This is a genomic window from Duganella qianjiadongensis (genome assembly GCF_009857915.1).
In the GTDB taxonomy this organism is placed as follows: Bacteria; Pseudomonadota; Gammaproteobacteria; order Burkholderiales; family Burkholderiaceae_D; genus Rugamonas; species Rugamonas qianjiadongensis.
This window is the reverse complement of the sequence record NZ_WWCM01000001.1, coordinates 389,127-401,183: the sequence shown is the minus strand read 5'-3', so window position 1 is coordinate 401,183 and position 12,057 is coordinate 389,127. Positions and strand designations below refer to the sequence as shown.

The 12,057-nt window shown below is 63.9% G+C and carries 11 protein-coding genes; 3 read left to right on the top strand and 8 right to left on the bottom strand.

Annotation, left to right across the window (positions count from 1 at the left end):
• The first annotated feature begins 5 nt into the window (after positions 1–5).
• Both GTP27_RS01835 and phoR read left to right on the top strand, forming a co-directional pair.
• Positions 6–695: a response regulator gene (locus tag GTP27_RS01835; protein WP_155433651.1), complete on the top strand. Its 690-nt coding sequence runs from the start codon at positions 6–8 to the stop codon at positions 693–695.
• Between the two features lie 13 nt (positions 696–708).
• Positions 709–2,022, top strand: coding sequence for a phosphate regulon sensor histidine kinase PhoR (gene phoR / locus GTP27_RS01830; protein WP_161037465.1), 1,314 nt, complete (start codon positions 709–711; stop codon positions 2,020–2,022).
• Here the strand turns inward: phoR and GTP27_RS01825 are convergent.
• A complete protein-coding gene (locus GTP27_RS01825; protein ID WP_229633302.1) occupies positions 2,019–2,915 on the bottom strand; it encodes a CPBP family intramembrane glutamic endopeptidase in 897 nt (298 codons plus the stop codon). The two genes, phoR and GTP27_RS01825, sit on opposite strands and share 4 nt — an antisense overlap.
• 50 nt (positions 2,916–2,965) lie before the next feature.
• A complete protein-coding gene (locus tag GTP27_RS01820; RefSeq protein WP_161037464.1) occupies positions 2,966–3,781 on the bottom strand; it encodes a MipA/OmpV family protein in 816 nt (271 codons plus the stop codon).
• A gap of 173 nt (positions 3,782–3,954) precedes the next feature.
• Here GTP27_RS01820 and GTP27_RS01815 point away from each other — a divergent pair, with 173 nt between their 5' ends.
• Positions 3,955–4,617, top strand: coding sequence for a glutathione S-transferase family protein (locus GTP27_RS01815; protein ID WP_161037463.1), 663 nt, complete (start codon positions 3,955–3,957; stop codon positions 4,615–4,617).
• 80 nt (positions 4,618–4,697) lie between these two features.
• Here GTP27_RS01815 and GTP27_RS01810 read toward each other — a convergent pair whose 3' ends face one another.
• Genes GTP27_RS01810 through GTP27_RS01785 form a run of 6 tightly spaced genes read right to left on the bottom strand, consistent with a single transcriptional unit; the run spans position 4,698 to position 11,878 of the window.
• Positions 4,698–6,518 (bottom strand): MFS transporter, encoded by a 1,821-nt coding sequence (locus GTP27_RS01810; RefSeq protein ID WP_229633301.1) that lies wholly within the window; start codon positions 6,516–6,518, stop codon positions 4,698–4,700.
• 40 nt (positions 6,519–6,558) lie between these two features.
• Positions 6,559–7,689 carry an N-acetylglucosamine-6-phosphate deacetylase gene (gene nagA / locus GTP27_RS01805; protein WP_371865876.1) on the bottom strand — a complete coding sequence of 377 codons (1,131 nt, stop codon included), beginning with the start codon at positions 7,687–7,689 and terminating at the stop codon, positions 6,559–6,561.
• Positions 7,690–7,693: 4 nt separating this feature from the next.
• On the bottom strand, positions 7,694–8,461 hold the full coding sequence (locus tag GTP27_RS01800) for a DeoR family transcriptional regulator (protein ID WP_161037462.1): 768 nt from the start codon (positions 8,459–8,461) through the stop codon (positions 7,694–7,696).
• 33 nt (positions 8,462–8,494) lie between these two features.
• The gene (locus GTP27_RS01795) at positions 8,495–9,796 is read right to left on the bottom strand and encodes a D-tagatose-bisphosphate aldolase, class II, non-catalytic subunit (RefSeq protein WP_161037461.1); all 1,302 of its coding nucleotides are present in this window, start codon (positions 9,794–9,796) and stop codon (positions 8,495–8,497) included.
• A 17-nt stretch (positions 9,797–9,813) separates the two neighbouring features.
• Positions 9,814–10,755 (bottom strand): ROK family protein, encoded by a 942-nt coding sequence (locus GTP27_RS01790; protein WP_161037460.1) that lies wholly within the window; start codon positions 10,753–10,755, stop codon positions 9,814–9,816.
• The gene (locus tag GTP27_RS01785; RefSeq protein ID WP_161037459.1) at positions 10,742–11,878 is read right to left on the bottom strand and encodes an SIS domain-containing protein; all 1,137 of its coding nucleotides are present in this window, start codon (positions 11,876–11,878) and stop codon (positions 10,742–10,744) included. The genes GTP27_RS01790 and GTP27_RS01785 overlap by 14 nt, the downstream gene beginning before the upstream one ends.
• Between the last annotated feature and the right edge of the window lie 179 nt (positions 11,879–12,057).

The window sequence follows — 12,057 nt, the reverse complement described above, 5'->3', positions numbered from 1 at the left end:
GAGCTATGGCATCTGATAAAACTACCATTCTGATCGTCGAGGATGAGCCGGCGATTGTGGAACTGGTGACCTTCTCCCTGCGCGAAGCAGGGTGGAACTGCGTCGCGGTTCAAAGCTGCGGCGAAGCGTGGGATTTCCTGCAGACCCGTACGCCGCAACTGATACTGCTGGACTGGATGCTGCCGGACCAGACCGGCCTGCGCCTGCTGACGCGCATCCGCGCCGACCGCCACTTCAATGAAATCCCTGTCATCATGCTGACGGCAAAAAGCATGGAAGAAGACAAGCTGGCCGGCCTGAATAACGGCGCCGATGACTACATCACCAAGCCGTTCTCGCCGCGCGAGCTGCTGGCCCGCGCCAAGGCGCTGCTGCGGCGCAAAGCGCCGGAACATGCACAGGCCACCATGCGGGCTGCCAATGTGGTGCTCGATCCGGTCAGCTGCACGGTGATGATGGACCAGCAGAAGATCGATATCGGCCACGCCGAGTACAAGCTGCTGAAGTTCCTGCTGGCCCATCCCGAGCGCGTGTTCTCGCGCAGCCAGCTGCTCGATAAGGTCTGGGGCGACCATGTGGTGATCGAAGAGCGCACGGTGGATGTGCATGTGCTGCGCCTGCGTAAAGCCCTGAAGGAAGCCGAGCATTTGATCAAGACGGTGCGTAGCGTAGGCTACATGCTGTCGGAAAAATAGAAAGCAGAGACGGATGAATCCCAAGTTGCTGTTCTGGGTGCCGGCGGCGCTGCGCAGCGCCATCATACTGGGCGTGTGTGCTTTGCTGGGCTGGCTGTTCGGCTGGATGGAAGGGCTGGTGCTGGCGCTGGCCGCCATGATCGTGATGGTGTTCGTGCAGCTCTCCTATCTGTTCCAGCTCAGTAGCTGGCTCGATGATCCGCAAAGCGCCAAGCTGCCCGATGGCTGGGGCGCGTGGACCAGCATCTTCTCGCGTCTTTACAAGATGCGGCGCGAGGACGAGAAAAATCAGGCCGAGCTGACCGAGTGGCTGGCGCGCTTCCGTCAGGCCATGCATCTGCTGCCGGACGGCGTGGTGATCATGGACGATGTACTGTTCCTCGAATGGTGCAACCCTGCGGCGGAAAAACATCTGGGCCTGACCCATGAGCGCGACAAGGGCATGCGGGTGACCAATCTGGTGCGCAATCCCGATTTCATGGATTACATCATCCTTGGCCGCTATGACCAGCCGCTGACCATCAGCTTCCGCGACCGCAAGCTGATCGTGCAGATTATCCCGTTCGAAAACCGCCGCCAGATTCTGGTGACGCACGATGTGACGGAGGCCGAGCGCATCGAGGAAATGCGGCGCGACTTTATCGCCAACGCTTCGCACGAACTGCGCACGCCGCTGACGGTGATCGTGGGCTTCCTCGAAATCGCCGCTTCGGAAGGACTCGATGCGGCCACCCGCAGTGCCCACCTCAAGCTGATGACGGAGCAGGGTCACCGCATGCAGCACCTGATCGAAGACATGCTGACGCTGTCGCGCCTCGAATCAGTGGATTATCCGCTGCGCGCCGAGCGGGTGGATGTGAAGCGGCTGGTGGAGCAGGTGCAGCGCGATGCCGAAGCGCTGTCGGCCGGACGCCATGAGATTAGCATCGTGATCGATGGGCCAGACGTTATGGGCAGCTACGAAGAACTGCATAGCGCCTTCGGCAATCTGGCGTCGAATGCGGTGCGCTACACGCCAGCGGGCGGCAAGATCCATCTGGTCTGGAAGGCCTCGGATGCAGGCGCCAAGTTCATGGTGGAAGATACCGGCATCGGCATCAGCACCGAGCATATCTCGCGTCTGACCGAGCGGTTCTACCGCGTCGACAAGAGCCGCTCGCGCGAGACCCAGGGTACGGGTCTGGGGCTGGCCATCGTCAAGCACGTGCTGCTGCGCCATAGCAGCACGCTGCAGATCAAGTCCGAATCCGGCAAGGGCAGCACCTTCATCGTCTGCATGCCGAAAACGGCGCTGGTATTGCCGCAGATCGAACTGCAACTGCACTAAGCCGCCAGCGCGGGGTAGGTGAAACCGATGAAGTGCACGGTGTTCACCAACAGATGGGTGGCAATGGCCGCTTCGATGCGCCCCGTGGCATGGTAGGCATAGGCGTAGCCCAGACCGGCCAGTGCTGCCAGTGCGGCATAGGTCGCACCGCCGGCCAGATGGGCCGCGCCGAACAGCAGGGCCGAGATCAGCACCGCCAGCAGGCCGCACCAGCGCGCCTGCGGCCAGCACTGGTCCAGCCAGCGCGCCAGCTGGCCCTGTATCAGACCACGGAAGAAGGTCTCTTCCGCTATCACCGTAAAGAACAGATTGACCACCACGAACTGCAGCGTATAGGCCGGCAGTTTGGGCTCGACCCGCACCAAGCCGCTGGCCAGCGCAGCGGCCATGACTGCCACTACGGTCAGCGCAGCGATAGGCGCTGCAGTGCGCAAGGCAGCCCGCAGTTGCGCCATGCTGGTGATGCGCTGGCTGACCAGTGCCAGCAGCACCAGTCCCACGCAGGACTTATCCAGATTGGCGTACTGGGTGAACGGTATGGCGTCCGCTGATACCAGCACGCCCTTGAGCAGCACGGGATTCACGAAGCCCGGCACCTTGTGCATGGCCAGCGCCAGTGCCAGCAGCAGCGTGCACAGGCCGCCGAGCAGACGCGGGGTGCGCCGGGCAGCATGCTGGTAAGCCCATGCGGCCAGCAGCAGTGTTGCCAGTGCCAGCCAGCCGCCGACCTGCAGAGCGCCCAGCAGGGACGCCCAGCCCAGTGCCAGCACGGCCAGCATTAGCCAGCGCGGCAGCTGCAGGCGGGGCGAGAGGGAAATGGCAGGGCCCCAGACGGCGCCTGCGGCGCTCATCAGGATCAGGGCATACGGGGCGGCGGTAATCAGAGCGAGCATAAACGGGAGCAGGGTGTACGGCTCCCGATCATAACATTATGGCATGGGTTTTAGAACGAGTAGATCAGGCCTGTCATCAGCAGAGGGGCAGTGCGGCGTTTGCTCAGCGGACTGTCGGCGGCGTCGCCGGTCAGGGTCCTGAAGCCGGCCACGGTATGTACTGACCACTGTTTGTCGATCACGTGGTTCCAGTTGACGGCCGCGCCCACGCTGGTAAAGCCGGCCTTGGTCAGGAAAGTGTTATAGCCCGAGTACATACTTTGGCGCGGCGTGACGCCGAAATAGGTCTGTACATGTTTATGGTCGCCGTATTCGGCCGATATGCCCAGGCCCAGCTGATCGCTGGCGGTGTTCATCAGTTGCAGGCTGCTGCCCAGCGTGTAGGTGTTGCCGTGGCTGCGCTGGCCCAGGTTCTGGGTCGTGCCCAGGCTGACGCTGATGGCATCGAAGCGGTAGCTGGCATTGAACACGGCTTGTGCGGCACCATCGATGTCGCCCATGCCTTTGAGCGCGTCCGAGCCTTCGAAGATATTGCGTTTATGGTCGGCGCGGGCTCCACCGTAACTGAGGGCGGCACTCAGTTGCAGATTGTCTTTGGCCATCTGGTAGCCGAGGCCCCGTGTGCTGCTGATGAAAAAGCCGTTGCTGAAAGTGCGTTCGAAAATCGGCAGCGGCACCACGCGGCTTTTTTTGCCGCCGGCATATTCGGGCACATAGGCCAGACCCACTCCAAGATGCATACTGTCGGCGCTGCTGCTTGCCGGGTTCTGTTCCGGATCGCTGGCCGCAAGGGGATCGGCGTAGCAGGGGATATTCAGGGCGCTGAGAGCGCACAGGGCGGCAAAGGTGGTGGCGACTGGCTTCATAATTTCCTCGTTGGTGGGAGTGGCGTTGCCCCGCCGGCGCGTTGTGTAATGGCCCGGCGCTGGAGCGAACGCAGTATTGCCGTTTTTATCAGACGCCACCAGCGCTCAGTCTGAAGTATCATGTGCCGCATATTTCGGTATCACGCGGTGATGCCTCCCCACCGGAGCTTTCCATGTCCCTGACGCTGTATTACCACCCGCTGGCTTCGTTCTGTCACAAGGTGCTGATTGCCCTGTATGAAAATGAAACCGCTTTCGAGCGCCGCATCATCAATCTGGGTGAACCGGCCGACCGTGCGGAGCTGGAAGCCATCTGGCCATTGTGCCGCTTTCCCGTGCTGCGCGACCATGCGCGCGGCGTCGACGTGCCGGAAACCAGCATCATCATCGAATATCTGGACCGGCATTATCCGGGCGCGCAGCCCATGCTACCGCCCGATCCCGATGTCGCGCTCGACGTACGCCTGTGGGACCGCTTCTTCGATCACTATGTGCAGGAGCCCATGCAGTCCATCGTGCTGGCCCGCCTGAACGACACCCAGTGCGACCTGACCAGCGACCGCACCAAGCTCAAGACGGCTTACAAGATGATAGAGAAGCGCATGGACGCACGCGTATGGATGTGTGGTGCGAGCTTCTCGCTGGCCGACTGCGCGGCGGCGCCGGCACTGTTCTATGCGGCTACGGTACTGCCTTTCCCCGAGGAGTACGACGCACTCAATACCTATTTTGACCGTCTGATGGCGCGTCCGTCCGTACAGCGCGTGCTGGAGGAGGCTAAACCCTACTTCCGCATGTACCCGTTCTACGACGATATTCCGGAACGTTTTCTGTAAGCGCGCAGTTGCCGGCACTTGCTGGCAGGCGGGCAGCCGCCGCGTGTTGCGGCGGCTGCCTGTGCGGGCTGATGTCTGGCTTATTTGCCAGCGAAGTGGGCTTCGATTTCTTCCAGCGTCTTGCCGCGCGTTTCAGGCAGCAGCAGGGCGGCCGTGAGGAAGTACAGCAGCGCGCAGCCGGCGCCATAGAAGAACAGCGTGGCGTAGCCATATTGTCCTACCGTAGGCAGGAACACGGCGGCGATGGAAGTGGAGACAAACTGGTTGATCAGCAGGGCGATGCTCATGCCGTTCGAGCGTATGCGGTTGGGCATCAGCTCGGACAGCGCCAGCCACACGCACACGCCGGGGCCGACGGCAAAACTGGCCACGAACAGACACATCGCCAGTGCTACCTGCCAGCCATGGCTGGTCGATGGCAGCGGCGACAGGTGGGCCTGTTCGATGTGCAGCGGCGCGCTGGCGCCTGCGGCGGGATCGGCAAACGGATTCAGATGCAGGCGGCGGAAGAAAGCGCCTATCACGCTATCGGCCTGCACCGTGTCGGCGCGATTCAGACGCAGTACCGGCAGGGCAGGATCGTCGCTGCGCAGGCTTTGCACGTTGGTGAAGGGCCCGTAGGAATAGGCCAGCGTGAGCTGCTGCACCGTGCCGGCCGGCGTGAACCCGCCGTCCAGTGTCTGCAGCGTGGCGCTATCGAGCTGGATGGCGAGACTGTCGCCCTGCGCCCGTGCCTGTAGCACGCTGGTGACATCGCGCTGGTTGCCTTCGGCGCTGCGGAACAGCAGTCCGGCCGACAGCAGCGCCACGACGATGCCGCCGGTACCCAGCATCAGCAGGAATTTGCGGCCTTTGCGGTCCACCAGTGCCACGGCAACCACCGTCATGACGGCATTCAGCACTTTCAGTCCCACGTCGGCCATATTGGCGCTGGCACCGGGCAGGCCGGCCTGGTTGAGGATGGTGACCACGTAGGCGAGGATGGAATTGATGCCGGTAGCCTGCGTGAGTGCCAGTACCAGACAGGCGAGCAGGAAAGGCAGCACGTAACGGCGGCTCAGCAGCGCTTCGCTGGCATGCGTGGCGTCAGTGGTTTCCGGTGCCAGCGCCTGTTCGATCTCGCGCAGTTCGGCCTGCGCTTCGGCGGCCGGGCGGGTGCGCAGCAGCGCCTGATGCGCCTGCGCCAGATCGCCCCGGCGGGCCAGCCAGCGCGGCGATTCGGCCAGCAGCAGGCTGCCTAGCGTGAAGATCAGGCCCGGCGTCAGGCAGACCCAGAATATGCTGCGCCACGCATGGTCGCGCGCGGCAAACAGGGCTTCGGCCCGTGCCGCGGGCTGCAGCGCCTGTGCTGCGTTGCTGACCGCTTCCACGTTCTGCGCCTGATACAGACCGATCAGCGCCGCCGCGACCAGACCGATAGTCAGCAGCAGCTGGAACAGCGCCGCACCACGGCCACGCTGGCGCGCGTGCAGGCACTCGGCCAGATACAGCGGCACCACCACACCGATCAGGCCACCGCTGATGCCTTGCAGCAGACGGCCCAGCAGCAGCGCCAGATAGCCATCGGCCAGCGCGATCAGCGGTATGCTCAGGGTGAACAGCGCGCCAGCGAGCACCATAGCCCAGCGCCGTCCGATCAGATCGGCCAGTGCACCGGCGAACAGCGAGGACAGCACGGAACCGAGCAGCACGGCCGCAACGATAAAGCTTAGCTGCTGCGCGCTCAGGTGCCAGGCCACCGAGGCGGTGGCTTCCAGATACGGTAGCGCGCCGGCGATGATGCCGACATCGATGCCGTAGAGCAGACCGCCCATGCCGGCGATGAATAGCAGATAGCGCATGGCGCGGGCGCTGGATTTCAACTCGGTGGGCGTTGCTGCGCTAGGCTCGGTGAGGTGCATCGGTGCTCCGGTTCGGGTTGGAAAAATGGTTGCGGGTGTATCAGGCCGGGGTCAGTTCGATGGCTTCGCCTTCGACATACACGGCCACCGGCTGCAGGTCGGCATCGAGCACCACCAGATCGGCCCATGCGCCCGTCTGCAAGCGGCCCCTTTCGGTCTCGCCCAGATAGTCGGCAGGATAGAGCGACAGGCGGTTCGAGGCGTCGGCCAGATCCAGCCCCAGCGCGACGAAATTGCGCAGCGCCTGATCCATGGTCAGCACGGAACCGGCCAGCGAGCCCGTGGCCAGCCGCACGCAGCCCATGCACTTGTAGACGCGCTGGCTACCGAGGCCGTATTCGCCATCGGGCATGCCGGTGGCGGCGGTGGCATCGGTGACGCCGTACAGGCGCGGAATGGCGCGCAGGGCGGCACGGATGGCGCCTTCGTGCACGTGCTGCAGATCGGGAATGATCTCGGCATACTCGGCATGGGCCAGCGCCGCACCGACGATGCCGGGCTGGCGGTGCTGCAGCGCCGTCATGCCGTTGAACAGGTGGGTGAATCCGGCAGCACCGGCGGCCAGCGCAGCGACGCCGTCGTCGTAGCTGCCGTTGCTGTGGCCGAGCTGGACGCGGATGCCCAGCTCTGTCAGTTGCGGTATCAATTGCAGATGCCGGGCGACTTCGGTGGCTAGCGTCATGGCGCGTATCGGTGCAATGGCGTGATAGCTGCGCACCAGATCGAGGCTGCCTTCCACTACCGCGTCAGCAGGCTGGGCGCCGAGCCGCTGGATGCTGAGGAAAGGGCCTTCCAGATGCACGCCCAGCATGCGCGCTGCGCCGGCGGGACGCGCGGCGATGGCTGGCGCCAGACCATTCAGGGCGCGGCGTATCGAGTTGTCGGTGGCGGTCATGGTGGTGCCCAGCATGGCCGTGGTGCCGTGGCGGGCATGGGCGCGCGCCACGGTGATGCCGGCGTCGCCGCCCTGCATGATATCGACGCCGGCGGCGCCGTGCACGTGCAGGTCGATGAAGCCGGGCAGGATGGTCAGGCCGCCAGTGGAGCTGGCCGCGCTGGCGTCGGCTTCGATAGCGCTGATGCGCTGGCCGAAATGCAGGCTGCCCTGCAGCCAGCCTTGAGGGGTGAGAATTTTACCGCTGACTTTACTGTTGGCTTTACCGTGAATCACGTGCTTAATCCGCAATCAGAAGTTCGATACCGGCTGCCAGCAGACCTTCGCGATATTCGTCGCTGATGCTGGCGTCGGTGATAACAGTATCGACCCGGTCGAGCTGCACGATGCGGTGCAGGCTGACCCGGCCAAATTTGGAGGCATCCGTGAGGACGATGATTTTCTTGGCCCGTTCCACCATTTTGTGATTCAGGCTGGCTTCGGCCTCGTGGTGGGTGGTGACGCCGAACTGCAGATCGAAACCGTCCACGCCGAGGAACAGCTTGTCGAAGCTGTAGGCCTGCAGGCAGGCCTCGGCCTGGCTGCCCTGTACCGACAGCGACTGCTTGCGCAGCAGGCCGCCCGTCAGTATCAGGTCCACGCCGGGTGCCTGTGCCAGTTCCCAGGCGATGTTCAGTCCATTGGTCAGCACCGTTACGTTGTCGGCGTCGTGCAGATGGCGCGCCAGCGAAATGGTGGTGGTGCCCGAATCGATGATGATGTTATCGCCCGGCTGCACCATGCGTGCGGCGCAGGCGCCGATGCGCTCTTTCTGTTCGTGATTGAGGGCATCCTTCTGCGGTATGGTCTGCTCCGGCGGCGGCGTGCGGCTCAGGCGCGCGCCGCCATGGCTGCGCCGTGCCAGTCCCTGAGATTCGAGCGCGCTCAGATCGCTGCGTATGGTGACCGCGGAGACGCCCATCTGCTCCACCAGTTCATTGACCTGTACGTTGCCGTGTTCGGTCAGGGCTTGCAGGATGGCGGCGCGGCGTTGGCTGGTTTGTCGCATGGTGTAATGGCTAGTGCAGAAAAGACGTCGAGCTTAACAGATTGCGCGGTTGTGGTTGCAGGCGCGTGCATACGGCGCAAGCGACAGGCCTATGCTGTGTTCCAGCAGGGCGTCGAAGCTTGCGGCCAGCTGGCCGTCGCGTACCGCCTCGTACTGCTGCGGCAGGAACTGGGCAAGCAGCATCAGCGGGATCTGCAGACCATCCAGATTGTGCTGCAGCTGGTTGACGGCCGCCTGCACGCTGGCCTCGCCCCAGTAGTAGCGGCAGCGGTCGCTCAGGCCGTAGCGGCGCAGCAGACGCTGTTCGCTGGCCGTGCCCGGATAGTGCTTGAGCCATTGCTTGGGCTGGGCCAGCATGGCATCGTCGAGTATCTGCATCAGCTGCGAGCAGCGGGTGGCGGGCAGCAGTTCGGCTTCGATGGCGCACAGTGCCTGCAGCGCACTGCGCAGGGCAAAGGTGGCGGCTGGCCCCACTTTCAGAATCGCGAAATGGTCGTGCACCATGCGATGCAGGGCGCTCTCGCGCTGGTAGTCGGTGGAGTGGGCTTCGAATACCAGTCCGGGCTGGCCGGCGATGAATCCGGATAGCGAGCGGGCTGCATCGGCCTGATAGTGCTGGATCCGGCTATGGTCGAAATCGACCCCGGGCTGTACCACCATGGCGATCACGCGGCGCCATGCGCTGTGCAGTTCGCGCGCGAAGAAAGCCTGCCGGTGTACGTCCAGCGTGCGCGCGGCGGCTTGGGGCGCGGTAACGGCACCGGCCTGCGCCAGATTGGCTTCGCCGCCCGGAATCGGGACTTCCGTGCCGATCACGTACACGGGCGGCGCCAGGCCGGCCTGCGCGGCAGCAGCTTCGGCCACGGCGCACAGGCGCGCCGAGCGGGCTGCGATGATGTCGTCACCGAGAATTTCCGGATCGTCGGCACAGCGCATGCTGCAATCGAGGTGGATTTTATGGAAACCCGCTGCAGCATAGGCAGCGATCAGGGTTTCGGCATGGTTCATGGCCGTGTTGGCGTCCAGCGTCTGCCAGGCGTTCGGGCCCAGATGGTCGCCGCCCAGCACCAGCCGCTCCAGCGGGAACTGCTGCGCGACCGCCAGTTGCTGCACGTAGTCGCGGAACACGGCAGGCGTCATGCCGGTGTAGCCGCCAAACTGGTCCACCTGATTCGAGGTGGCCTCGATCAGCAGGATGGTGTCGTAATGCAGTGCTACCTGCATGGCGGCGCGCAGCACGGCAGGATGGCTGCAGCACACGCTGTAGATGCCGGCTGCTTCTCCACGACGGTGGGCGGCGATGATTTGCTGGACGGGCGAGAGTGGGGCGTTCATTTTCTTCACAGTGTCAATCAGGGATAAAGCTGGCGCGCCAGTAAGGCCGCACCGCGCGCGCCACCGGCATCGCCGAATGCGGGCGGCAGGATGGGCGGGACGATCACGCCGGCAAACAGGTGGCGCTTCACGGCGGCCGGCAATTGCTGGTACAGATGGTTCATCTGCGATAGCCCGCCGCCCAGTACGATGGCGTGCGGGTCCAGCGTAATCACCAGTGTGGCCAGTGCGTGCGCCAGCAGGTCGAGATGCAGTGCCATGGTCTGCTGCGCCAGCTGCGAACCGGCGGCAGCCTGCGCCGCAATGGCGAGCGGCGCGGCGCCGTCGCCGCCCAGATGGCGGTGCAGCAGGCTCATGCCGGGGCCCGATACATAGCGCTCCATGCAGCCGCTGCGGCCGCAGGCGCATGGCAGCAGGGGGAGCTGATATTGCTGCTGCAGCGCGGCCGGTATGGGCCAGTGCCCCCATTCGCCGGCGATGCCATTGGCACCGCGCAGCAGCCGGCCATTGACGCAATAGCCGCCACCGGCGCCGGTGCCGATAATCGCGCCGAACATGCTGGGCAGGGCGTGGGCTGCGCCGCCATCGGCTTCCGACAGGGCAAAGCACTGGCAGTCATTGCCGATCACCAGCGGGCGCTCAAGGGCTTCCTGCAGAGCGCTGGCAACCACCCGGCCGTTCAGCGCCGGAACGTTGGAACTGAGCTGACGACCGCTGACGGTATCGACGATGCCGGGCAGGCCGATGCCGACGGCAGCGCGCATATCCAGCGCCACATCGGCCCGCGCCACCAGCGCCTGCATGGACTGGACGAATTCGGCGAAGTCCGTGCCCGGCGTGGGAATGCGTTCGCGCTGCACTTCGCGCAGGCCGGACGCGTCATCCAGATAGGCCACCAGTTCGATCTTGGTGCCGCCGATATCGATGCCGTGGTAGCCGCGTACTTTAGAACGCGTCATGACGATAGATGGTGACGCCCTGGACCACGCGGTTGACGGTGCCACTGGCGAAGGGATTGTCGGGACGCAGCTGCAGCATGGCCGACTGGTGCAGCGCATACTGCTGCGCCATCAGCAGCCACAGGGGCGCCAGCCATGCATCGGCCCATGCTGGTGCCTCGCTGCCATAGTCGCCGCCGCTGCCGATGGTCAGGCAGGCGGCGGCAATCTGGTCGCGCTGCAGTTCGGCCAGCAGGTCGCCTTCGTAGCGGCGTGCCACCGGATCGGAGCTGCGGAACATCAGTACCAGCGTCTGCTGATTGACCATGGCTTTGGGACCGTGCCGGAAACCCAGCGCGCTATTGGCCACGGCCAGCACTTCGCCAGCCGTCAGTTCGAGGATCTTCAAGGCGGCTTCTTTGGCCAGCGATTCCAGCGGACCGCTGCCCAGATACACCACACGCGCCACTTTCTGTGCTGCCAGCTGTGCCACCGGAGCCGACCAGTCGGCCAGCGCCTGCTCGCCCAGCTGGGCCAGCGTTTCGATCTGCGCGCTCTGGAAGTCGGGATCGAGCACGGACAGTGCGGCCAGCAGCATGCAGGTGAAGCTGCTGGTCATGGCGAAGGCGCGGTCGCAGCTGGCGGCCGGCATCAGCAGGTTGTAGGTGGCCTGGTCGCCAGCGCCCTGTCTGGCCAGATCGCCATCGGCATTGCAGGTGATATTGAGGAAGCGTGCGTGCGGCACCATGTCGCGCACCAGCTGTACTGCGGCCGTGCTTTCCGGGCTGTTGCCGCTGCGGGCAAACGAGATCACCAGCGTAGGGCGCTCGCGGCGCAGGTACAGGGCCGGATGGGTCAGCAGGCTGGTGGTAGAAATAGCCCGCACCTGGCAGGGCCAGGCTGCATTGATTTCATCGGCAATGATTTCGCCCGCGTAGGCCGAGCTGCCGGCGCCGGTCAGAATGATGCGCGCTTCGGGCGTGCTCAGTACATCGCCAAGGAAGTCGCTCAGCGCCGCGCGCTGGCTATCGAGCAGGCGGGCGAGCTCGCGCCACAGGGCAGGTTGCTGGGCGATTTCTTCGGCAGTATCAAGGCCGCCAAGTTCGCGCCAGGCTTCGGGTGTGCGTTGGAATAGCGTAGTCATCGAAAGAATTCTCAGGTTAGGTGTAGGGAAGAATAAAGTTTAATTTTCGTTTTGTCAAAGACGAAAGTAAAACGAAAGACTAATAGTAAAGTTGTTTCCCATCAATGTGGCCGTTTTACTACATAAACGAAAGTTAAAATTCGTTGCTCGAACGTAAACGAAAGATTTTTGCATTTAAT

Excerpts from the sequence above, each read along its gene's own strand:
- GTP27_RS01795 (WP_161037461.1), bottom strand. The coding sequence starts at position 9,796 with ATGAACGCCCCACTCTCGCCCGTCCAGCAAATCATCGCCGCCCACCGT.
- GTP27_RS01820 (WP_161037464.1), bottom strand. The coding sequence starts at position 3,781 with ATGAAGCCAGTCGCCACCACCTTTGCCGCCCTGTGCGCTCTCAGCGCC.
- phoR (WP_161037465.1), top strand. The coding sequence starts at position 709 with ATGAATCCCAAGTTGCTGTTCTGGGTGCCGGCGGCGCTGCGCAGCGCC.
- GTP27_RS01790 (WP_161037460.1), bottom strand. The coding sequence starts at position 10,755 with ATGACGCGTTCTAAAGTACGCGGCTACCACGGCATCGATATCGGCGGC.
- GTP27_RS01800 (WP_161037462.1), bottom strand. The coding sequence starts at position 8,461 with ATGCGACAAACCAGCCAACGCCGCGCCGCCATCCTGCAAGCCCTGACC.
- GTP27_RS01815 (WP_161037463.1), top strand. The coding sequence starts at position 3,955 with ATGTCCCTGACGCTGTATTACCACCCGCTGGCTTCGTTCTGTCACAAG.
- GTP27_RS01785 (WP_161037459.1), bottom strand. The coding sequence starts at position 11,878 with ATGACTACGCTATTCCAACGCACACCCGAAGCCTGGCGCGAACTTGGC.
- GTP27_RS01810 (WP_229633301.1), bottom strand. The coding sequence starts at position 6,518 with ATGCACCTCACCGAGCCTAGCGCAGCAACGCCCACCGAGTTGAAATCC.
- GTP27_RS01825 (WP_229633302.1), bottom strand. The coding sequence starts at position 2,915 with ATGCTCGCTCTGATTACCGCCGCCCCGTATGCCCTGATCCTGATGAGC.
- GTP27_RS01835 (WP_155433651.1), top strand. The coding sequence starts at position 6 with ATGGCATCTGATAAAACTACCATTCTGATCGTCGAGGATGAGCCGGCG.